Annotated in this window: 17 protein-coding genes and 1 tRNA gene; 4 read left to right on the forward strand and 14 right to left on the reverse strand. The window is 65.4% G+C overall.

The window, feature by feature from the left end; all coding sequences use genetic code 11:
• Positions 1-94: 94 nt before the first annotated feature.
• Positions 95-170 (forward strand) — tRNA-Phe (locus DESPIG_RS11180).
• A 426-nt stretch (positions 171-596) separates the two neighbouring features.
• On the opposite strand, the gene DESPIG_RS11185 is transcribed toward DESPIG_RS11180, so the two are convergent.
• The 12 genes from DESPIG_RS11185 to recA all read right to left on the reverse strand — a co-directional run bounded on the left by DESPIG_RS11185 (position 597) and on the right by recA (position 16,973).
• Positions 597-956, reverse strand: a complete 360-nt coding sequence (locus DESPIG_RS11185) for a hypothetical protein (protein ID WP_006008749.1) — start codon at positions 954-956, stop codon at positions 597-599.
• Positions 957-1,294: 338 nt separating this feature from the next.
• Entirely contained in the window at positions 1,295-2,362 is a 1,068-nt protein-coding gene (locus DESPIG_RS11190) for a YeiH family protein (protein ID WP_006008751.1), read from the reverse strand.
• Positions 2,363-2,926: 564 nt separating this feature from the next.
• On the reverse strand, positions 2,927-3,322 hold the full coding sequence (locus DESPIG_RS11195) for a TraR/DksA C4-type zinc finger protein (RefSeq protein ID WP_050760333.1): 396 nt from the start codon (positions 3,320-3,322) through the stop codon (positions 2,927-2,929).
• A gap of 152 nt (positions 3,323-3,474) precedes the next feature.
• Positions 3,475-5,088, reverse strand: a complete 1,614-nt coding sequence (locus tag DESPIG_RS11200; RefSeq protein ID WP_006008758.1) for a Ppx/GppA phosphatase family protein — start codon at positions 5,086-5,088, stop codon at positions 3,475-3,477.
• Positions 5,073-6,179, reverse strand: a complete 1,107-nt coding sequence (locus tag DESPIG_RS12955; protein ID WP_006008760.1) for an HD domain-containing protein — start codon at positions 6,177-6,179, stop codon at positions 5,073-5,075. The genes DESPIG_RS11200 and DESPIG_RS12955 overlap by 16 nt, the downstream gene beginning before the upstream one ends.
• 18 nt (positions 6,180-6,197) lie before the next feature.
• Entirely contained in the window at positions 6,198-8,351 is a 2,154-nt protein-coding gene (gene ppk1 / locus DESPIG_RS11210) for a polyphosphate kinase 1 (RefSeq protein WP_040370023.1), read from the reverse strand.
• A 336-nt stretch (positions 8,352-8,687) separates the two neighbouring features.
• Complete coding sequence (gene ahbA, locus DESPIG_RS11215; RefSeq protein WP_006008766.1) at positions 8,688-9,185, reverse strand: siroheme decarboxylase subunit alpha; 498 nt, start codon at positions 9,183-9,185, stop codon at positions 8,688-8,690.
• Between the two features lie 6 nt (positions 9,186-9,191).
• Entirely contained in the window at positions 9,192-10,391 is a 1,200-nt protein-coding gene (gene ahbD, locus DESPIG_RS11220; protein WP_006008768.1) for a heme b synthase, read from the reverse strand.
• Positions 10,391-11,380 carry a porphobilinogen synthase gene (hemB, locus tag DESPIG_RS11225; RefSeq protein ID WP_040370024.1) on the reverse strand — a complete coding sequence of 330 codons (990 nt, stop codon included), beginning with the start codon at positions 11,378-11,380 and terminating at the stop codon, positions 10,391-10,393. The genes ahbD and hemB overlap by 1 nt, the downstream gene beginning before the upstream one ends.
• Before the next feature lie 328 nt (positions 11,381-11,708).
• On the reverse strand, positions 11,709-12,890 hold the full coding sequence (ahbC, locus tag DESPIG_RS11230; protein WP_006008774.1) for a 12,18-didecarboxysiroheme deacetylase: 1,182 nt from the start codon (positions 12,888-12,890) through the stop codon (positions 11,709-11,711).
• Between the two features lie 255 nt (positions 12,891-13,145).
• Positions 13,146-15,815 (reverse strand): alanine--tRNA ligase, encoded by a 2,670-nt coding sequence (alaS, locus tag DESPIG_RS11235; RefSeq protein WP_006008775.1) that lies wholly within the window; start codon positions 15,813-15,815, stop codon positions 13,146-13,148.
• Between the two features lie 75 nt (positions 15,816-15,890).
• Positions 15,891-16,973 carry a recombinase RecA gene (gene recA / locus DESPIG_RS11240; RefSeq protein ID WP_006008777.1) on the reverse strand — a complete coding sequence of 361 codons (1,083 nt, stop codon included), beginning with the start codon at positions 16,971-16,973 and terminating at the stop codon, positions 15,891-15,893.
• 567 nt (positions 16,974-17,540) lie between these two features.
• Here recA and DESPIG_RS11245 point away from each other — a divergent pair.
• The 3 genes from DESPIG_RS11245 to DESPIG_RS11255 all read left to right on the forward strand — a co-directional run bounded on the left by DESPIG_RS11245 (position 17,541) and on the right by DESPIG_RS11255 (position 21,103).
• Entirely contained in the window at positions 17,541-18,689 is a 1,149-nt protein-coding gene (locus DESPIG_RS11245) for a hypothetical protein (RefSeq protein ID WP_006008783.1), read from the forward strand.
• A 109-nt stretch (positions 18,690-18,798) separates the two neighbouring features.
• Complete coding sequence (dksA, locus tag DESPIG_RS11250; RefSeq protein ID WP_040370026.1) at positions 18,799-19,161, forward strand: RNA polymerase-binding protein DksA; 363 nt, start codon at positions 18,799-18,801, stop codon at positions 19,159-19,161.
• Between the two features lie 127 nt (positions 19,162-19,288).
• Complete coding sequence (locus DESPIG_RS11255) at positions 19,289-21,103, forward strand: NFACT RNA binding domain-containing protein (protein ID WP_006008787.1); 1,815 nt, start codon at positions 19,289-19,291, stop codon at positions 21,101-21,103.
• A 206-nt stretch (positions 21,104-21,309) separates the two neighbouring features.
• Here the strand turns inward: DESPIG_RS11255 and DESPIG_RS11260 are convergent, their stop codons facing one another.
• Both DESPIG_RS11260 and DESPIG_RS11265 read right to left on the reverse strand, forming a co-directional pair.
• Complete coding sequence (locus DESPIG_RS11260) at positions 21,310-21,675, reverse strand: WG repeat-containing protein (RefSeq protein ID WP_006008789.1); 366 nt, start codon at positions 21,673-21,675, stop codon at positions 21,310-21,312.
• Positions 21,676-21,871: 196 nt separating this feature from the next.
• Positions 21,872-22,219 carry a cupin domain-containing protein gene (locus DESPIG_RS11265; RefSeq protein WP_006008791.1) on the reverse strand — a complete coding sequence of 116 codons (348 nt, stop codon included), beginning with the start codon at positions 22,217-22,219 and terminating at the stop codon, positions 21,872-21,874.
• Positions 22,220-22,379: the final 160 nt, after the last annotated feature.

A 22,379-nucleotide genomic window follows, 5' to 3' on the forward strand; every position in this document is an offset into this window, starting at 1 on the left:
TTCAAGTTTTTGGCAAAAAACGAAAAAAAATGCTTGCCAAGTCGGGGGGAAATCTGTACAAGCATTTTTGTTGTGACGAACAACACCACCTCACGCCGAGGTAGCTCAGTTGGTAGAGCAGGGGACTGAAAATCCCCGTGTCGGCAGTTCAATTCTGTCCCTCGGCACCAGGGAATCCAAAGGCTTGCAGCGAAAGTTGCAAGCCTTTTTTCGTTATGGGCTTTTGCCGGTCGGACGTCTGCGGGCAGCCGACCGGCTGTCTCCTCCTCCCGTGCGGGCCAGCCCGTGCTATCCCCTTTCTTTCCCTGTTCTTCTTTTTCCCTGTCTTTGTCCCGGCTCGTGGGGCTGTCCCCGACTTTGCCGCTGGCTTCCCGAGGACCACGTATCGGCCATCATCCGTACGGCAGCGTCCCGGAGCAACACACCACGTGCCGCATATCCGGATGACCCATTCTCTTGCGCCGCTGCCTTCTGTCACAGCCTTCGCGTAAGTGCCTGAGGGCCGAAAGCGGGAAGGAAACATCCGCCTCCTTCCCGCTCCATGTTGTCCCTTACGCAGGTATGTTTGTCATGGTCCGGCCTGCAGAAGGCCGGAGTCAGGCCATGCCTTCCCCGCCGAAGACCCGCACGGTCTCCTCTTCCTGCCAGCGGTGCAGCAGATCGCGTACGGCCCTTGGCCCGTAGACCACATGCAGGCGCACCTCCACGCCCCGACCGTTGGCGGCCTGCCGCAGCGGCGCGAAGGCGGCTTCCGCTTCTTCCTCGCTCTGGCGGCGAACATAAGCCGTGAATTCCGCCATGGCCCCGGCGGGCGCCAGCTGATCCACCTCGCCGTAATGGCCGAGGTCGATACCGGCATCATAGACGGCACGGATACTTTCCTTTCCGCCACAGGCGACCAGCGGGGCGGCCGTGTCGCGCAGGGGACAGGCGGCGGAGGCCAGACAGCAGATCATGCCAGCACCTTGGCCAGCAGGATCAGCAGGATGCCGCAGGTGATGACGATGATGTCCTGTTGTCTGCTCTTGGAGATCTTGTTCCACATGATGTCCTCCAGGGGGGCGTGTCGTATCCGGGTCCCCTCTATTTTTTATGGTGTTCCGTCAGGCGGCATCAGGCGTCGCCTCCGTCCGGGGCTGATGCCGTCCGTCCATCAGGCAAGCCGGGGAAGGGATCGCAGAGGGCTTTCCGCATGCTCACGGTTGAACGGCGCCCCGCAGGGGCATGGCCGGCGTGGCGGTCTTGCGGGCATGCTGGGCATAGCGACCAGGCCCTTCCCCGCGATGGTGGTCCGTTATTGCAGGAAGCAGAGGACCACCAGCAGAGCCAGGCCTGCCTTGACCGAGGCCACGCAAAAGCCGATGAGCGCACCGGAAAGGCCCGCGGCCTTGATGTCGCTGAGGTGGGTGGTGAGGCCGATGCTGGAGAAGCCCAGCAGGAAGCACCAGTTCATGAAGGTACCGGCCATCTTGGCTTCTTCTTTGCTCATGAAGCCGAAGGTGTTCAGCAGGACCACGGCCAGGAAGCCCAGCACGAAGACCGGGAACTTGTCGAGGATGATGCGCATCTTGCTGGTGTTGGCCAGCTGGGAATGCACCTTGGCGTCCTCGGCGGCCACCATGATGGCCAGCATCAGCACCACCAGGGGCAGACAAATGACGCGACCGATATTGTACACACCGGCCACGATGCCCGCGTCATTGCTGAAGGCGAAGCCCGCTGCCAGCACCTGGGCCGAATTGACGATGCCCACACCGGCGAAGGCCCCGAACTGGTTGGGGCTGAGGTCGAGCCAGTGGCCGATGAAGGGGAAGACGAAGAGCGCCAGTAGGCCGAACATGAGCACAACGGCGATGGTGTAGGCGATGTCTTCATTCTTGGCCCGGACGGCCGGGGCGATGGCCACACAGGCCGAGACCCCGCAGATGGACAGACCGGCGGCCAGACAGGCACCCAGCGAAGGCGACATGCTGAGGCGGCGGGAGAGCCACATCAGGATGATGGCGGAGGTGAACAAAAAGACGGAAATGATGATGATGGCTTCCGAGCCGGTCTTGATGAGCCCGGCAAAAGAATATTTGCAGCCCATGACCACGATGCCGGTCTTGGTCAGGGTGGTGGAGAAGCGCAGGCCGTCCCGGAAGACGGCGGGCACACCGACGGTATTGCAGATGAGCATGCCCAGGATGATGGCCACGATGAAATCGCTCAGGTTGAGGGACTTCATGAAGGGATGCAGGGCGATGAGGCGCGGCGTGATGAACCATGAAAACACGGCGACGCCTGTCAGCAGAAGGATACCGGGCAGGGCGGAAAGGCTTTTCCGGACAAAGGACGGTTCGGGTCGTTCACAGCTGGCCATCGTTCTCCCCTCATTGTTTTGTTACATGCTTTTACAAATCGTAATACACTCCTGTTCTTCTCAAGATAACATGGTATTCGTGTTTTGTATGTAGAAAAAATAAAAAACTATAATTCACAACATAAAATAAACTAATTGTATTCTAGTCTTATTTTTAGGTGATATATTCAAAAATATGTGCATTTTTTCATAAACAACGTATCTTATTCATGCTTTTTTTGATGATATAAGCATGATATATGCATATCTTTCCTGAATAACAGTCGCAGCAGGTGAGCGATGGGAGGTAACACGTAAAAAAAGGCCGCAGGAAAGCCAACGCAGTCCCTTGCTGCAATGGGGCGGGGAGCACGGCACAATGGACGGGCCATGCCATATGTCAGGAGATATTTTTTAAAATTTTGCGGACGGCAAGAAGACCTCGCGCAAACGCCGGAGAGGGGCACTGGCGAAGCCGTAAAAAATAAACCGTGCTATTCAAGAGGATTGGCGTTCCGTGGCAGGTGCGGCAGGCACAAAAGCCCGCCGTGGGCGGGCGGGATGCTGTCCCGTCAGGCACAATCCTCAGCGCAGCGCAGCCGCCGGCGGCAGCAGTCCTTCCGGCAGCAGGGGCAGGCGCCGGTCACAGGGGGTGCCTTCTTCTTCCGCCAGCTGCTGGCAGTCCCGGCAGCGGCAGGCCCCGGGCACGGCCAGCAGCCGGGACAGGGGGATCTCTTCGCCGCAGTCCATGCACAGGCGGCGGCCGCTGCAGCGCAGATCGCCCAGCAGGCCTTCCAGGGCGCGGATGCGCGCCGCGCACAAATGGGCGTGGCTCCAGGCCAGCAGCTCCGCCATCTCGTCACGGGCGTTGTCCGCCTCGTCACCATGCCCGTGGGGCAGGGCGAATCCGGCGCACAGGCGGGCCAGGTGCCGCCGTTCCTGTTCCAGTTTGCGTTGCAGGGAATGCTGGGCGTCGTCCATGGGCAAGACCTCCGGGGGGATGATTTCCCGGCAGGATACACCGGTCCGCGCCCCGGGGCATGGCGAAGTGATGACGCTTGGCGTTCGCTCCTGTGAAAAAAAGCCCCGCGTCGTGCGGGGCTTTGGCATAGCGTGTGGCGGGACGGCCGGGATCAGCGGCGGAAGCTGCTGACCACCTCCACGGGGATCTCCTGCCGGAAGACCTTGCGCACCAGCTTGGCGCTGCCGCGCACCAGATCCAGCTCGATGGGGCATTCCTCGGGGGCACGCAGCGAGAGCTGCAGGCCGCCTTCCTTGCGGGCCTCGAAGCGGACGGTGCGCACGATCTGGCGATGGCTCTTGTCCATGCGCTCGGCCAGCAGCAGGAAGAGCGAGAGCAGGCGGATCTCCTCGCGGGTCTCCTGGTCGAATTCCATGAAGAGCGGCACCTTCTTAGAGGGACGCTTGCGGTGGAAGTAGGTCAGGGCGGCCATGATGTCCACTTCACGGCGGGTGAAGCCCAGCAGCTCGGTGTTGCGGATCAGGTAGTGGCTGTGGGCGTTGTGGCGCGAGAAGGAGATGAAGATGCCGATGTCGTGCAGCAGGGCCGCATAGTGCAGCAGCTCGCGGGCCAGGTCGCCGGAGTCGTGCAGGCCCATGGCCTTGGCGCTGTCGAACAGGTCCAGGGCCAGGCGCGACACATGGCGGGAGTGGCGTTCCTCGAAGCGGCAGCGCCGCGCCAGGTGCAGCACGCTCTCCTTGCGCACGGGATGGAAGCTGCCGTCGGCATGGGGCATGCGAGTGGACAGGTAATCCACCAGGATGCCGTTCTGCAGGTTGCGGTTGCTGATGCGCACGCTGTCGAAGCCCTGGTCCTCCATGATGGTCTGGAGGATGGCCGCACCGGCCACGATGACGTCGGCACGGTTGGGGTTGATGCCGGGAACGTTGCGGCGCTCCTTGAGGGTACGGCCGCAGAGTTCCTTGACGGCCCGTCGCAGGCCGCCGTAGCTGAGCACGTCGCGGGATTCCTGCGGGGCCCGGCCCGTGCGCGCGGCATCCTCGGCGTCCAGGGCGGCGGCGATCTCGGCCAGGTTCTGGGCCGTACCGGAGCTGGCCACGGCTTCTTCGATGACGAAGTCCGCTATGCGCTGGAACGAGCGCAGGGCATTGTTGCGGATATAGTTTTGCAGGGCGGTGTAGCGCTTGGCGGAGATGGTGCCGGAGTCCTTGTCGAAGAAAAGGTTGGACAGGCGCACGCAGCCCATCTTGAGGGAATCGAGGTTGCGGTATTCCTCGGAATTGCCCACCACCAGCTCGGTACTGCCGCCGCCGATGTCGATGAACAGGCGCAGGCTCTCGGTATGGGCCAGACCGCTGGAGACGCCCAGATAGATGAGGCGGGCCTCTTCACGGCCGGAGACCACGCGGAAGTCGATGCCGGTCTTTTCCTTGACCCGGCGCATGAAGTCCGGGCCGTTGGCCGCGTCACGCACGGCGGCCGTGGCGATGGCGATGACCTCCGAGGCGCCGTAGACGCCGCACATCTCGGCCATGCCGCGCAGGACGTTGATGGTCCGGGCCATGCTCTCTTCACGCAGGTGCCCCGTCTCGAAGGCGCCTTCGCCCAGGCGCACCATGTTCTTGACCTGGTTGAGGACCGTGTGCGAGCCGTCGGGCAGGATGCGCACCAGCATCAGGCGCAGCGAGTTGCTGCCCAGGTCGATGATGCCGATGACGCGTTCCCCGTCAGGCCCCGCCTGCTCCGGGACTACAGGATGGGACATATGCACTCCAGCTCCACGCCAAAGATGTGCATGAACAGGTCGCCCTTGACCAGCAGGCGGTCCTGCTCGGGGGCGCAGTCCTGGGCGCCGCTCAGGGTCAGCACCACTTTGCCGGGCTGCAGGTCGATGGCCACGTCGCGCACGGCTTCCATGTGGCGGTAATCCAGGGCGTCGGCCATGCGGATGAGGGCCGCGGCCTTGTTCAGGGCCTCGCGGTCCTTCTTGCCCAGAGCGGCGAAACGGCGGTGGCGCATGGCGGGCCAGGCCTTGCGGTGATAACGGACCAGCTGGGCCACCAGGGAACGGTCTTCGGGCAGCAGGGCCAGGCTGGTGTCCTGCTCCACGATGCGCATGCCCTTTTTGTGATGGCCCTTGCGCCCGGAAGCGAAACCGATGTCATGCAGGCAGCAGGCGATACGCAGACGGTAGAGCCAGCGGCTGTCCAGACCGTGCAGGGGCTGGAGCTGGTCGAAGAGCTGTTCCGCCAGATGGGCCACATGCTGGCCGTGACGGCGGGTGGCCTCCAGCTCGGGGCTGCCCGGCAGCAGATGCTCCAGCAGGGCCTCGCAGGGCAGGGGCGTCCAGTCGTGGGCGGCATCGGCCGTTTCGGGACCGGCGACCTTGACGCGCTTCTTGCCCGTCTTGGCCTTCTTTTCTTCCTTGTCCTTTTTCTTGGCTTTCTTCTGGGGAGCGGCGGCTTCCTGTTCCGCTCCGGCCTCCGGCGCCGGAGCTTCCTGCGCCGTCACGGGCGCTTCGGCCGGAGCCTGTTCGGGCCCGTCGGCCGGGAGAGTTTCTTCCTTCATCGTGTCCGCAGGGCGGCTTGCCTGCACTTCAGGGGCGGTTGCCGCGCTTTCCTGCGGCTGTTCCGGGGCGGAGCCTTCCACGACGGGCAGCGTCACGGCAGGCGCTTCGGCGGCTTCGGGAGCGGGCTGCGGCGCGTCCGTGCCGGTGCCGGGCAGGGAAGCCTGGAGGAGTTCGGCGCTGTCGTTGCGGGGAGCGGCGGTGGGAGTAGAGCTCTGCCCCTGGCGCGACTGCCGGCTGCGGCTGGTGCTGCTGCCGGTCTTGCCGGCGGGGCGTTTTTTGGTAGCCATGATGAAAGCTCCTTGGGATCAGATATCGTCCCTGCTGATATGTTGGGCGATCATGCGTTCCTGCGCGTTGACGGCAGTTTCCTTGCTGGAGGGCTTGAGCCGCGTATAGGTGGCATCGGCCTGCAGCTGCCAAGTCTGGACGTTGTCCGCCAGATGGACTTCGAGGATGTCCTCGCGGATCTTGCGGCGCAGTTCGGGATCGAGGATGGGGGTCAGGACCTCGATGCGGTGGTCGAGGTTGCGCGGCATAAGGTCCGCGCTGCCGATGTACATGATGTCTTCGCCGTTGGCATGGAACCAGTAGATGCGCGAATGCTCCAGGAAGCGGCCCACGATGCTGGTGACCGTGATGTTCTCGCTGATGCCCGGCAGGCCGGGGCGCAGGCAGCAGATGCCGCGCACCTGCAGGCGCACGCGCACACCGGCCATGGAGGCCCGGTACAGGGCACGGATGATGCCCGCATCCACCAGCTGGTTGCACTTGAAGATGATCTCGCCGTTGCCGTAGCGCTTGTGCAGCTCGATCTCGCGGCGGATCATCTCCATGAGCGGGCCGCGCATGGCCTGGGGCGAGACCAGCAGCTTGCGGTACAGGTCGCGGTCCGCATAGCCGGTCATGACGTTGAACAGGTCGGTGACGTCGGCGCAGATGTCCTCATTGGAGGTGATGAGGCCCATGTCCGTGTAGATCTTGGCCGTGGAGGCATTGTAGTTGCCCGTGCCGATGTGGACATAGCGCGTGATGTGCCCGGCTTCGCGGCGCACCACCAGGCAGAGCTTGGCGTGCACCTTCAGGCCGATGAAGCCGTAGACCACGTTGACGCCTTCCTTTTCCAGCTCTTCGGCCCAGGTGATGTTGCGCTCCTCGTCGAAGCGGGCCTTGAGCTCCACCACGGCCACCACCTGCTTGCCGCGGCGCCGGGCCTCGATGAGGGCGCGCACGATGGGCGAATCGTTGCCCGCGCGGTACAGGGTCTGCTTGATGGCCAGGACGTTGGGGTCCTCGCAGGCGCGGCGGATGAAGTCCAGCACGGCCTTGAAACTGTCGTAGGGATGGAAGAGCACCACGTCCCGCTTGCGCAGATGGCCGAACATGTCGCCTTCCTGGAACAGGCGCGAGATGTGCCCCTGGATGCCGGGCGTCTTGAGCTGGGGGCGGTCCACATTATAAAGGGTCATGAACTCGGAAAAGCCCATGGGCCCCTTGATGCGGTAGATCTGGAAAGGTTGCAGGCGCAGGCGCCGGGCCAGAAAGTCCACCAGCTCGCGCGAGGCCTTGTGGGCGATCTCCAGCCGCACCACGTCGCCGAAGCGGCGCTGTTCCACCAGGTCGCGCACGGCTTCCAGCAAATCGTCGGCCTCGTCCTCTTCGATCTCCAGATCGGTGTTGCGGGTGATGCGGAACAGGGCGGAGCTGACCACCGTATGGCCGGGGAAGAGCAGCTCCAGGTACTGGGCCATGAGGTCTTCCAGCAGCACGATGTCGTCACCGCGCACGTTGGGGTCGAAGCCCAGGGAGGCGTAGGTCTTGGCCTCCTTGTTGCGCGGGATGAAGATGAAGCGCGAGAGGTTGTTGGGGCACTTGAGGCGCACGAAGCGCGATTCGTTGTCGCGGTTGCGCAGCTGGATGATGAAATTGAGGCAGGTGGTGGAGATGGTGGGGAAGGGGTGCCCCGGGTCGATGGCTTGGGGCGTGAGCACGGGATAGATCTCGTTGCGGAAATAGCCGTCCAGGAAGCGGCGCTGCTTTTCCGAAAGGTCGGTGTAGCGCACGATGCGCACGCCCCGCTCCAGCAGTTGCGGGGCCAGGCTCTTGAGCCAGTGGCTCTGCGCGCGTGAGGTCAGCAGCAGGGTGCGGCGGCGGATCTCGGCCAGCTGCTTGGCCGGCGTGATGCGGTCGGCCGAGCCGTTGGGCGCGCCGTTGCGGTACTGGCGCAGGATATTGGCCACGCGGACCATGAAGAATTCGTCGAGATTGTTATAGAAAATGGCAAGGAATTTGAGCTGTTCCAGCAGGGGCTGCTGGGGCGAGAGGGCCTCGTCCAGGACCTTGGCGTTGAAGTCCAGCCAGTTGATTTCCCGATTGAGGAAAAGGTTGGGGCAGGAAAGGTCCTGCATGTCTTCGGGCGAGCAGGGTTGCTCAGGGTATTTGAGGACTATCTGGGAGGTCATGCCGCTCTCCTTGTGCGCGTAGCTGTTCCCGGAATACTGCTGCATGGTTGTGACAATTCTGTGACATTTTAGGACAGGATCGCGAAAGAAAAAGAGAAGAAAAGCAGGCGGACCTCCAGGCCGCACCGGGAAGGGGCAGGGCCGGAAATCCGCATGTCCGTAAGGTGAAACGAATTTTCAACAACTGGTTTTGAGGTGTTAGCACAGGCTCCGGCGGAGCTCAAGAGGGCGCAAGGGCCCCCGGGGAGGAGCGGCGGGCCGCCACGGGCGGCGGCAGCAGGAACAGATACAAAAGGGGAGGCCTTGCGGCCTCCCCTTTTGTATCGGGAACGGGTCTCAGTCCTGCATGCGGAAGTCCACGCGGATCTTGAACAAACGCGTGGCGGGCAGGTTGAGGATGGGGATGCCCGTACGGGCCGTGATGTCATCCAGCGTGGCGCGCTCGTCTTCCCGCGAGGGACTGATGAGCGTGAACCAGATGTTGTAGTTGTGCTCGCGCAGGTAGTTGTGGGTGATGCCGGGACGGGCGTTCACTTCGCGTACGAAGTCGTCCATCTTGTCATCGGGCACCTTGGCCGCGCAGAGGGTGGAGACGAATCCCAGCTTGTTGGACTGGAAGTTGGCACCCAGGCGGCGGATGATGCGCCGCTGGCGCAGGCTGCGCACGCGCTCCAGGGCCTCTTCCTCGGGGATGCCCAGCAGCGTGCCCAGGTCGGCGTAGGGGCGGGGCGTCAGGGGAAAGGCCGTCTGGATGATGTCCAGCAGGCGGCGGTCGGTCTCGTCCAGGGCTTCCTGCGCGGTGTGGGGACCGCAGTATTCAGGGGCGTCCGTCATGCTCGCTCACTTTGCGCCCGTGGCGCGCTTGGGCTGATAGGTGCACAGGGGCTCTTCAGCCATATGGTTGCCGTTCATGCTCCAGGCGCGGGCGCGACAGCCGCCGCAGACCTTGTGGAACTCGCACACGCCGCACTTGCCTTCGTAGCACTTCTGGTCGCGGAACTGGCGGAAGTACTTGCTGTTGCGCCAGATCTCGGGGAAGGGCGTCTCGCGCACGTTGCCGCAGTTCAGTTCCAGATAGCCGCAGGGCTGCACCTGGCCGGTATGGCTGATGAAGCAGAAGCCCGTGCCGCCCAGGCAGCCGCGGGTCATGGCGTCCATGCCGAAGGTCTCGGGCGTGACGGCCACGCCTTCCTCATGGGCGCGCTGGCGCATGATGCGGTAGTAGTGCGGCGCGCAGGTGGCCTTGAGGTGCATGCTGGTGGTCTTGCGGAAGTCGTAGAGCCAGTGCAGCACGTCCTCGTATTCCTCGGCGCTGATGACTTGGTCGGCCAGGCCCGAGGCCCGGCCCATGGGCACCAGCAGGAAGATGTGCCAGGCGGCCGCGCCGATGCGTTCGCACAGATTGAAGATGTCCTTGAAGCTGTGCAGGTTGTTGCGCGTGACCGTGGTGTTGATCTGGAAGGGCACGCCGGCCTGCTTGAGGTATTCGATGCCGCGCATGGAGGCATCGAAGGCCCCGGGCACGCCGCGGAACTCGTCGTGGCTGGCGGCGTCGGCGCCATCGATGGAGATGGAGCAGCGGTTGACGCCGGCTTCCTTGATCTTGCGGGCCAGCTCGGGCGTGATCAGGGTGCCGTTGGGCGAGAAGGCGCAGGTCAGCCCCTTGTTGTGGGCATAGGCCACCAGTTCATAGACATCGGGGCGCATCATGGGATCGCCGCCGGTGAAGATGATGATGGGGTTGCCCACCTGGGGGAAGGTATCGATGAGGGCCTTGGCCTCTTCGGTGGAGAACTCGCCCGGATAGGGTTCCGGGTGGGCCTCGGCGCGGCAGTGCTTGCAGGCCAAGTTGCAGGAGCGGGTCACTTCCCAGGCGATGAGCTTGCAGGCGGGCGTGCCGTCCTCAAGGGTGCGCACCATCTTGTGGCCGGGCGCGCCCCCCGGATGACCGCCGGGCTGGGCACCCGCGGCACCGGGATGGCCGCCGGGGTGTCCCCCCATGCCGCCGGGATGGCCCGGCATGTGCTTCTCGTCGTGCATCAGCGCACCAGCCTTTGCTTGAGCAGGGTCTCGGTAAAGTAGGTGATGAGCATCTTGGCGCCGGCGCGCTTCATGCCCAGCAGGCTTTCCATCATCACGGCCTCTTCGTTGATCCAGCCGTTGAGGCCGGCGGCGCGGATCATGCTGTATTCACCGCTCACCTGATAGGCGCACAGGGGCACGTTCACGGCGTCGCGCACCTGGCGGATGATGTCCATGTAGGGACCGGCGGGCTTGACGATGAGGCAGTCGGCGCCTTCGTCCAGGTCGGCCAGGGCTTCGATGATGGCTTCACGGGCATTGCAGGGGTCCATCTGGTAGCTCTTGCGGTCGCCGCAGGCCGGAGCGGATTCGGCGGCCTCACGGAAGGGACCGTAGAAGGCCGAGGCGTACTTCACGGCATAGGACATGATGGGCACCATGACCAGGCCGGATTCGTCCAGGGCATGACGGATGGCGGCCACGCGGCCGTCCATCATGTCGGAGGGGGCCACCATGTCGGCACCGGCGGCGGCATGGCTCACGGCGGTCTTGGCCAGCAGTTCCAGGGTGGGGTCGTTGAGCACCGCACCGCCGGGGGTCAGGATGCCGCAATGGCCGTGGCTCATGTATTCGCACAGGCACACGTCGGTGATGACGTAGAGAGAGGGCCAGCGATGCTTGAGGCGACGCACGGCTTCCTGCACGATGCCGTCTTCGGCATAGGCGCCGCTGGCTTTTTCGTCCTTCACGGCCGGGATGCCGAAGAGGATCACGGACTTCAGGCCGTCATCCACGGTCTTTTCCACCTGCTTTTCCAGTTCGGCCAGGGACAGCTGGTACTGGCCGGGCATGGCGCCGATCTCCTTGCGGAAGGACTGGTCTTCGGTCTCCACCACAAAGTAGGGCATGATGAGGTCTTCGGCCAGCAGGGGCGGGGTCTCGCGCACCATGCTGCGGATCTCGGGGGTCCAGCGCAAACGTCTGCCGCGATGGAAGGATTGGGACATGGTTCTACCTCGATGCGGCAATGCCGCGGTTGTGTTTGGGGAGGACGGCGACGGACCGTCCCCGGCCCGGCGGGGCCGCGGGAAAGACCGGCGCCCGGAAAAGCCTGCCTCCTGATGCCGCCGGGCGGCAGGGGACGGGGCCTTCCGATGAGAAGGCCACCATAGCGCAAAACGCCACAAGGGAAAAGCCGCCGGGCACCACTGTGATTGCAGGCATGCAAGGCAGGGGCTCCGGGCATGGCCGCCTGCGGCCGGACGTTTGCGATATCGCAACAAAAACGCCCCGGCATCCGGGATGCCGGGGCGTCGTCGTCTCGGAAAAGGCGGCCTACAGGCCGATCTCTTCGTCAGTGAGGTAGCAGGCGGGATCCTGGGCCCATTCGTCGCCGTAGTAGGCTTCGGCGCGGGCGCGGAAGTTGCCGCCGCAGATGTTCAGGAAGCGGCACTTGGCGCAGCGGCCGCCCACATGGGCCTTCTTGTCCTTGAGCTTGTGCAGCAGCTCGATGTTGGGGTCGTCCCAGATCTCGGAGAAGGGGCGCTCCAGCACGTTGCCGAAGGTATGGTTGCGCCAGAACTGGTCGGCATGCACCTTGCCGTCCCAGGAGATGCAGCCGATGCCGCGGCCGGAGTTGTTGCCTTCGTTGTACTGCAGAAGTTCGAAGATCTCTTCGGCGCGCTTGGGATCCTCACGCTTCATGCGCATCCACACATAGGGACCGTCGGCGTGGTTGTCCACGGTGAGGATCTCTTTGGGCTTGCCGGCGTCGAACAGGGCGCGGGTCTCGTCCATGATGAGGTCCAGCACCTGACGGGTCTCGGCGTGGTCCAGGTCTTCCTTGATGAGCTCGGAGCCGCGGCCCGAGTACACCAGGTGATAGAAACAGGCGCGGGGCACTTCCAGATCGGCCAGCAGACGGAAGATGCCGGGGATCTCGCCCACGTTGCGCTTGTTGATGGTGAAGCGCAGGCCCACCTTCAGGCCTTCGGCCTGGCAGTTGGCCACGCCTTCCAGGGCCTTGCGGAAGGCACCGGGCACGCCGCGGAAGCGGTCGTGCACTTCTTCCATGCCGTCCAGGGAGATGCCCACGTAGGAGAGGCCCACGCCCTTGAGTTCACGGGCCTTTTCCTTGGTGATGAGGGTGCCGTTGGTGGAGATGACGGCGCGCATGCCCTTGGCGGTGGCGTGGCTGGCCAGTTCCACCAGGTCCTTGCGCACCAGGGGCTCGCCGCCCGAGAAGAGCATGACCGGCGCGCCGTAGGCGGCCAGGTCGTCGATCATGGTCTTGGCCTGTTCGGTGCTGATGTCGTCGGCGCCGTCCACGGGCACGGCCTGGGCGTAGCAGTGCACGCACTTCAGGTTGCAGCGCTTGGTCATGTTCCAGACCACCACGGGCTTCTTGTCCTTGGAGAACTGGAGCAGGTGCGAGGGCAGGTTGCCGGATTCACGGCCGTAACGCAGGGCGTCGGAGGGCTCCACCTGACCGCAATACAGTTTGGAAATACCGATCATCGTACGATCCTTTACAGCGAGTCGCCGTTTGTGCCCCGCCGGGATAGCGGACACGGGGCGGGGGAGTATGGCGCGGGGAAGCCCGGAGGAACGCCCGGCCGGAGTGTCTGGGGACGGGACAGGATGATCCTGCCGTCATGGTGCCTGTCTGCCCGGAAGGCCGCGGGCCTGCCAGAAGCAGAGGGAAAAACGGTGGCTGCGGGGCCGGAACGGGGAGGGACGCCATGCGGCGGCCCCTCCCCGACAGTCGCGAAGTTAGCCGGCGATCTTGTCGCGCAGCACGTCGAACGCGGCTTCCACGCCGTCGGCCTTGGTGCCGCCGGCCTGGGCCAGGTCGGGACGGCCGCCGCCGGAACCGCCGCAGGGCGCGGCCACGTCCTTGATGAGGGCGGGCGCGGTGAAGCGGCCGTGCAGATCCTTGGAGACGTAGAGCAGCAGGCCCACCTTCTCGCCTTCCACCGTGGCCAGGCAGGCCACGCCGGAGGGGATGCGGGAGCGCACGTCGTCCATGATGTCGCGCAGGGCCTTGACCGGCACGCCGTCCAGCTTGGCGGTGAGCAGCTTCACGCCGTTGACCTCGGTGGCCTTCTGCACCAGGTCGGCGCCGGTGGCCGGGCTGGCGGCCGCCTTTTCGGAGGCCTTGCGCAGCTTCTTCACATCGCTGTGCAGGGCCTGCACGCGTTCGGCCAGCTGGCCGGGCTTGGCCTTGAGCAGGGCCGAGAGGTCGTGCAGCTCGGCACGCTGGGCCACGGCCAGGTCATAGGCGTTCCAGCCGGTGACGGCTTCGATGCGGCGCACGCCGGCGGCCACGCCGCTTTCGGACACGATGAGGAAGCTGCCCGCCTGGCCGGTGTGGCTCAGGTGGGTGCCGCCGCACAGTTCCACGGATTCGGTATGGGCGTCGTCGCCCATGCTGACCACGCGCACGGTGTCGCCGTATTTTTCGTTGAACAGGGCCATGGCGACGCTGGCCACGGCCTCGTCATGCTTCATTTCCTTGGTGCAGACGGGGTAGTCGGCCATGATGGCGCGGTTGACCTGGCGTTCCACAGCGGCCAGTTCCTCGGGGGGCAGGGCCGCGATGTGGGAGAAGTCGAAGCGCAGGCGCTGGCTGTTGACCAGCGAACCGGCCTGCTTCACATGGGTGCCCAGCACGGAGCGCAGGGCGGCGTGCAGCAGGTGGGTGCAGCTGTGGTTGCGGGCCGTGGCCATGCGGGCGTCTTCTTCCACGCTCAGGGCCACTTCCTGGTCGATGCGCAGCAGGCCCTGTTCCACTTCGATGTTGTGGACGATGAGGGTGGGCGCGGGCTTCTGGGTATCCAGCACGCGGGCGGCGCCGTCGGGGCCTTCCATGCGGCCGGTATCACCGGCCTGGCCGCCGGACTCGCCGTAGAAGGGGGTCTGGTTGGTGACCACATAGCCCTTCCGGCCGGCGGGCAGTTCTTCCACGCTCAGGCCGCTCTCGTCCAGCAGGGCCACGATACGGCCCTGGCCGTTCAGGCCGCTGTAGCCGGTGAAGACGCTCTGCAGGCCGTCATCGGCCAGCTGCTGGAACAGCGAGGAGCCGCTGCCGTCCTGGCCCAGCAGGCCGGACTTTTTCTGGCTTTCGCGGGCGCGGCGGCGCTGTTCGGCCATGTGGGCCTCGAAACCGGCCACGTCCACGCTGAAGCCGCGCTTTTCGGACACGTCGGTGATGATGTCCAGCGGGAAGCCGTAGGTGTCGGACAGCTTGAAGCAGAACTCGCCGGGGATGACCTTGTCACCGGCCTTTTCCAGTTCGGCCAGCTGGTCTTCCAGCAGGGCCAGGCCCTTGCCCAGGGTGAGGGAGAAGCGCTGTTCTTCCTCATGCACGGCGCGGGCGATGAAATCGGCATGTTCGGTCAGTTCGGGGTAATCCTCGCCCATGATCTCGGTGACCTTGCGGGCCACCTTGTACAGGAAGGGCTCGTGCACGCCCATGAGCGTGGCAAAGCGCAGGGCGCGGCGGATGAGGCGGCGCAGCACGTAGCCGCGGCTCTCGTTGGAGGGCAGGGTGCCGTCGGCGATGAGGAAGGCGGCGGCGCGGGCGTGGTCGGCGATGACGCGCAGGGCCGTGTCCACGTCGTTGGTGTCGGGCGCGCTGAAGCTGTACTTCACGCCGGCCAGTTCGGCGGCGTACTGGATGATGTCCTGGAACAGGTCGCAGTCGAAGTTGGAGCGCTTGCCCTGGCAGACGGCGGCGATGCGTTCCAGGCCCATGCCGGTATCGATGTTGGGACGGGCCAGACGGTCACGGGTGCCGTCGGCGTGCTGGTCGAACTGGGTGAAGACCAGGTTCCAGATCTCCAGGAAGCGGTCGCAGTCGCACTTGCCGATGCCGCAATCCGGGCCACAGGCCATGTCTTCGCCCTGGTCGATGTAGATCTCGGAACAGGGGCCGCAGGGGCCGGTATCGCCCATGGTCCAGAAGTTGTCCTTCTCGCCCATGCGCACGATGCGCTCGGCGGGCAGACCGGCCACTTCCTGCCAGATGGCGGCAGCTTCGTCGTCCTCGCGGAAGACGGTCACCCACAGGCGTTCCTTGGGCAGTTCCAGTTCTTCGGTCACGAACTTCCAGGCCCAGGTGATGGCCTCACGCTTGAAGTAATCGCCAAAGGAGAAGTTGCCCAGCATCTCGAAGAAGGTGTGGTGGCGCGCGGTGCGGCCCACGTTCTCGAGGTCGTTGTGCTTGCCGGACACGCGCAGGCACTTCTGCGAGGTGGTCACGCGCGGCACGTCGCGCACTTCTTCGCCCAGGAAGAACTTCTTGAACTGCACCATGCCCGCGTTGGTGAAGAGCAGGGTGGGGTCGTTGGGCGGGATCAGGGGCCCGGAGGGCAGGATGTCATGCCCGTTGCGGGCGAAGAATTCCAGATAACGGCGACGAATCTCTTTGGCGGTGAGCATAGGGGCTCCATGTTGCTGCCCGGAAGGGCGATAAAAAAACGGGCGGCCCCGCAGGGCCGCGTTGCACACAAAAAACTAGTCCAGATCGGACATGGCGGCGCTGCCGTCGTCCAGATCCTCTTCGCTGGGGATGAACTCCTGGGGATGCATGCCCAGGAATTCCGTGACCTTGGCTTCGATCTGGCGGCGCAGTTCCGGATCCTCGTCCAGCAGGGCACGGACCTTTTCGCGGCCCTGGCCCAGCTTTTCGGAGCCGAAAGCGAACCACGAGCCGCTCTGCTCGATGATCTTGGCTTCCAGGCCCAGGTCGATGAGTTCGCCCGAGCGGGAGATGCCCTGACCGTAGAGGATGTCGAAGGTGGCGCTGCGGAACGGCGGGGCCACCTTGTTCTTGACCACCTTCACGCGGGTGCGGGAACCGAAGGACTCTTCCTTGTCCTTGAGGGTCTGGATGCGGCGGATGTCCATGCGCACCGAGGAGTAGAACTTGAGGGCGTTGCCGCCGGTGGTGGTCTCGGGGCTGCCGTAGCCGGTGACGCCGATCTTCATGCGGATCTGGTTGATGAAGATCACGGACGTGCGCGACTTGTGGATGGTGCCGGTAAGGCGGCGCATGGCGTGCGACATGAGGCGGGCATGACCGCCCACCTGGCTCTCGCCCATGTCGCCTTCCAGTTCGGCCTGCGGGATGAGGGCGGCCACGGAGTCCACCACCACCAGGTCCACGGCGCCGGAACGCACCAGCATGTCGGCGATGTCCAGGGCCTGCTCGCCGTAGTCGGGCTGGGAGATGAGTAGTTCGTCGGTGTTGACGCCCAGGCGCCGGGCGTAGTTCACGTCCAAGGCGTGTTCGGCGTCCACGAAGGCACAGGTGCCGCCCATCTTCTGGCATTCGGCGATGATGTGCAGGGTAAGGGTGGTCTTGCCCGAAGATTCGGGGCCGAAGATCTCCGTGATGCGGCCGCGCGGGATACCGCCCACGCCCAGGGCCAGGTCGAGACCGATGGAACCCGTGGGGATGACGGGGATATTGACATGGGCTTCGTCGGAAAGCTTCATGACCGCGCCTTTGCCGTACTTGCGTTCGATGGTGGCAAGTGCGGTGCCCAGGGCTTCGGCGCGGGCTTCTTCAGGAGAAAGGGCCGGTTTTTTGGCCATAGAGACGCTCCCTGTAGGAAATTTAAGCAACGCAGTATAGCAAAGCGCGCACGGCAAGGCAAGGAAGGCGGCAGGCCTCCCGGGACGGGCCCTTGCGGGCTGCGGGGATGCCGCCCTCGTCGCGGCACGGGCCCTGCCGCATGCCGGGCATCACAGGATAAGGCATCGGCAGGGGGGCGGCTGTGCGGGCGCGCACAAAAACTGTACTATTCAGGAATAAATCTCAATAATTGTCAAGGGGAGAAGGACCGGCTGCGCGGCGACAGGGCCGGGGCGCGCTGTTCCGTCTCCCTGCCCCCCTCTCCCGCTCCAGGTCCCCGGTGCCGTGCAGGCGCGCCGGAGCCGACGGCACAACGCCTTCGGCCAGGGCCGTCAAACGGTACGCTCATTCGGCGGGAGAGGAGCGCCGTGGTGTTGGCGCGGTACCTGAGGCAGCCCTCAAGAGCGTCCCCCACCCCGCATGGGGCTCGCAACGGCGCGGCAGGGCGAAAAAATCCTATCCCCCAGCTGCGAAAATCCGGGCCGGGCTCTTGCCTCCTGCCCCCGCTTTCGCGTAGAAGGCGGGCCATGATGAACACTCCCTCCGATTTCCAGACCCCCGCCGCGCCCGGCATGGTCAATGCTGACCAGCGGCCGGTGGATGTGGTCGTGCTTTTTTCCGGCGGCCTGGACAGCATCCTGGCGGCCAAGGTCATGGAGGAACAGGGCCTGCGGGTCTGCTGCCTGCACTGCCATTCCCCCTTCTTCGGTGATCCCGGCGCCGTGGAGCGCTGGAGCAACCTCTACGGGCTGGACATCCGCACCCTGGACGTGAGCGACGATTTTTGCGCCATGCTGCGCGCCCGCCCGGCCCACGGCTTCGGCAAGGTCATGAACCCCTGCGTGGACTGCAAGATCCTGCTCCTGCGCCATGCCCGCCTCTACATGGAGAGCATCGGCGCGCGCCTGCTGGCTACGGGCGAGGTCATGGGGCAGCGTCCCATGTCGCAGCGCCGGGACGTGCTCAATGCCATCCGCCGCGATGCCGGGGTGCAGGACATTTTGCTGCGTCCCCTGAGCGCCCTGCATCTGGCGCCCACCCCCGCCGAGGAGGAAGGCTTCGTGGACCGTTCCCGTCTGCTGGGCATCAGCGGGCGCGGCCGCAAGGACCAGCTGGAGCTGGCCAAGAAGTACCAGCTGCCCGAGATCCCCACGCCCGGCGGCGGCTGCCGTCTGGCGGACAAGGAGAACGCCCGCCGCTACTGGCCCGTGCTCTCCCGCTGGCCCGAGCCCGACACGCGGGCCTTCAGGCTCTCCAACCTGGGGCGGCAGTTCTGGGCGCAACAGGATGGCCGGGACTACTGGCTGGCCATCGGCCGCACCAGTGCCGACAACCAGGCCCTGCACACGGTGCTGGGCAAGGACGATGCCAAGATCCACCTGGCCGACATCCCCGGCCCTCTGGCCGTGGCCTGTGGCGGCCGTACCTGGCCGGAAGAGGTGCTGCGTGCGGCGGCGGCCCTGATGGCTTCCTATTCCGGCAAGGCCGTGCGTCTGGGCACGCCCGTGGGCGTGCGTGCCAGCTGGCTGGGCGGCGGCTGGCAGGGCGAGGTGCTGCCCTCGCGTGAGGGCATCTGGCAGGAACCGGCCTGGGTGCCGGCCCGCGAAGAACTGCGCGCCGAGCAGAAAGCGCGCCTGCACGGCATCCCGCCGCAGGAGGACGAGGCGGGGGAATAGGCGCGTACCGCTTTACAAGATGACTTTTTCCGGGTAATGAGGAGCGATTCCTCATTATGGGGCAACAATGCCAAAATCGTGCCTACAGGGCCAGTTTTGGGAGGCTTATATGGACCAGAAGGATATAGAGTATTTCCGCAAGCTCCTCACCACCATGCTGGAGGAAGCCAAGCAGAAGGGCGACTCCACCATCGAAGAGCTCACGGACAGCAATGAAGTCTTTGCCGACCCTGCTGACCGGGCCACCGCTGAATCCGACCGCGCCTTCACCCTGCGCATCCGTGACCGCGAACGCCGCCTGATCCGCAAGATCCAGTCCGCATTGCAGCGCATCGACGACGGCACCTACGGTATTTGCGACGAATGCGGCGAAGAGATCGCCATCCCCCGTCTCAAGGCCCGTCCGGTCACCCGTCTGTGCATCAACTGCAAGGCCAAGCAGGAAGAGGACGAACATCTGCGCGGCGACTAGCGCGCATCCCTGACCTGTGCCGCCGGAGCGCGGCATCCTTTGACCTTTTCATAAAAAACGGGCTCCGGCCCGTTTTTCTGTTTTTTGCCCCGGCTTCACGCCGGTAAGGACATCCCCGGCATTACCTATGGACGCCCATCTTTTCTTCCGTTTTTGCGAGGAGCTCGCACCGCGCATCATCGGCGGCTGGCTGGAAAAAGTGCAGGAACCGGCCCCCGGCCTGCTGGCTTTCAACATCAACCTGCCCACGCGCGGCCAGAGCTACGCCCAGGCAGGCGGCAGCCGCAAGTGCCAGCTGTGCCTGCGCGCCGCACGCAAGGAGCCCTTCCTCTTCCTTTCCCGCAGCCGTCTGGCCGCCGGGCGGGCCCCGTCGGCCCCGGTCATGCGATTGCGCAAATATCTGGCCGGGCACCGCATCCTGGCCACGGTCTGCTGCTTCAGCCGCCGTCAGCTCTGGCTGCTGGTGGGCGGGGAGGCCGCGGCCGAGGAGGCCCTGCGCCGCCAGATGGTGCTCTGGAGCCCGGCGGAAGGCGAGGAGGACGGCCTTTCCCCCGAGAGCGGGGCGCAGCCGGACATGGCGGACATGACGCCGGAAAGCGGCGATGCCGCGGAGCGGGAGCCCCTGGCCACCTGGCTGCTGCTGGATCTGCGCGAAGGGGCCTCGGTGCGCTTCCTGCCCGTGAGCCGCAGCCCGCAGGAAGAATCCCTGCGCTGGCCGGAGCCCGGGGAGCTGGAAGAGGCCCTTGCGCACTGGCGGGACTGGCCGGTGCTGACTCCGGCCCTGCGCCGTGCCCTGCCCCTGTATGACGAGCTGGACCGGCAGGCCCTGCTGGAAGATCTGCGCCTGGGCGGCGGGGACGTGTTCTATTACACGCCGCCGGCCGGAGAAGTGGAGGAGAAGGCCGGGAACGAGCGGCCCTCCTGCCGCATCGCGGCCTGGCCCCTGCCGGATGCCCTGGCCCAGGGCTGGCGCGAGGAACAGGGGGAAGACATCCTCGGCCTGGTGGAAAAAGCCGGGCAGAAGCTGGTGCTGGAGAAGGCCGCGCGCGATGCCGCCGGTGCCGCGGCCCTGCCCCTGTCGCGCCGTCTGCGCAAGCTGGAACAGCTGCTGGCCAAGCTGGACGAGGAAGAGCAGCGCCTGCTGGGCATGCGTGCCGCCCGTGAGGACGGCCTGCTGTTGCAGGCCTGGCTGTGGCGCTGGCCCGCGGATTTCCGGGCACCGGAACTGGTGCTGCCGCCGCCGGAGGAAGGGGAGGGGGACACGCCGCGCAAGACCGTGAAGCTGGATATGCGGCGCAGCGTGCGGGACAACATGGAACGCCTGTTCCATACGGCCCGGCGCGGCCAGCGTGGCCTTGAGCATCTGGCGGAACGCCGTGCCGTGCTGCGGGCCGAGCTGGCCACCGTGCAGGCGGCCCGGCAGGAAGCCCTGCTGGGCGGTATCGGGCACGCCGCCGGAGAGGCCGGGAAGCCCGACAGGAGCACGGTGGCGCTGGGGGCCCTGCGCGGTGCGGCCCTGCCGCGCAACGTGCAGCTCTTCGTCAGTGACGACGGCTTCGCCCTGCTGCGCGGCCGTGACGCCAAGGGCAACATCGCGGCCCGCAAACTGGCTGCGGCCCACGACATCTGGCTGCATACCGACGGCGGCCCCGGCTCGCACGTCATCATCCGCCGGGCCCATGCCGGGCAGGAAGTGCCGGAGCGTACCCTGGACCAGGCCGGGGCGCTGGCGGCCTGCAAAAGCTGGCAGAAGGACGCGGCCCGGGCGCGCATCCTCTACGCCGAGGTGCGCCACATCCGCAGCATGCGCGGCGCGGGCACAGGTACCGTGCGCATGGACAAGATCCTCTACAGCCGCGAGGTGCCGGTGGATGCCAGTCTGGAGACCCGCCTGCTGCCGGAGAGCCCTGCGGGGAAGACGGACGGGACGGACAGGGACTGATCCCCTGACATGCGCCCCTTGCGCCCGGCTGCTGTCCCGGCGATCTGGAAGCTGATGGGCGCGTGCGGCCCTGGCGGACTTCGGACTGCAGGCCTGCATGGCCTGAGCCCCGCAGCTGCGGGCAGGGCGGGTGTTCGTGACGTGCGGAGCGCCTGGCGTGCCGGAAAAGGCCGCCCGAAGGCGATGCCCCGGCGTCCGTCTTTACGTTAGCGAGGCTCCCCGCGTTTGGGGCACTCGTCCGTCCTCCGGCCCGTCGTGTCGATGAAGTACCAGGCATCGCTTTCCCAGTACCAGTGCTCGCCGCCGGAGCCCGGGACTTCCTTGCGCTGTCCCGTATCCGTGACTTTTGCCTTGCCGCCTTCGAAAGGATGGGCAAAGGCGAAACGGGGCGCGATCACCACCCGGCCGCTCTCGTCCGCATAGCCCATGCGGCCCCGGTCATCCACGATGCGGTACAGGCCCTCGCGGACATAGTCGGGGCCGTTGTCGTAGCGGAAGGGGACGACAGATGGTGACGCGGCGCAGCCGCACAGGAGCAGGGCCAGCAGCAGGGAACAGCCTGTATTTCTCATGGGGCTCCTTTTTATGGGCACCGGCGGGCTGGCGGTCAGGGACGACCACAGGCCTCACCGTCATAACGATGGAACAGCGTGTATCCGGGACGACGGACGGAGGACACCGGCGGCGCCCCGGGCGAACGATATGGAAAAGCCACCCTTGCGGGTGGCTTTTTTGTCGTATGGCGGACAGGGCGTCCCGTCTGCCGTCCTACTTGGTGAACAGGATCAGGCAGACCATCTCCATGTCGCCGGGGCCGTCGTTATAGACGGCATGCCATTCGCCGTCGGGACAGACGGCCGTGTCCCCGGCCTGGAGCATGACCTCGGTACCGTTGTCGTCATAGCGGCACTGGCCCTTGAGGATATGATAGACCTCCATGTCGCCCACATGCTGGTGACGGCCCACGGCCTCGCCGGGCCCCAGGCGCACGATGTTGAACAGGCGTCCCTTGTCGTAGAACTCGCCTTCGTTGAGGAGCTGGGTGGCGTGGATCAGGCCCGGGCCTCCGGCGATCTGTTTGTCGAAGCGGATGTGGTCTTCCTTGCGGCGGATCATGGTTCCCTCCTGGGGGTTGGACGGGGACCGGGCCCCGTCATGGGCGCACGGGTCAGGCCGTCAGCTGACGGTCCTCATCAGTGGGCGTGTCGTCATCGACCGCAGGCCGGGGCCGCGAGGACAACTTGCCGCCGGGGCGGGGCTTGCGGTTGCGCAGGGG

This window comes from Desulfovibrio piger ATCC 29098 (assembly GCF_000156375.1).
Taxonomy (GTDB): Bacteria; Desulfobacterota; Desulfovibrionia; order Desulfovibrionales; family Desulfovibrionaceae; genus Desulfovibrio; species Desulfovibrio piger.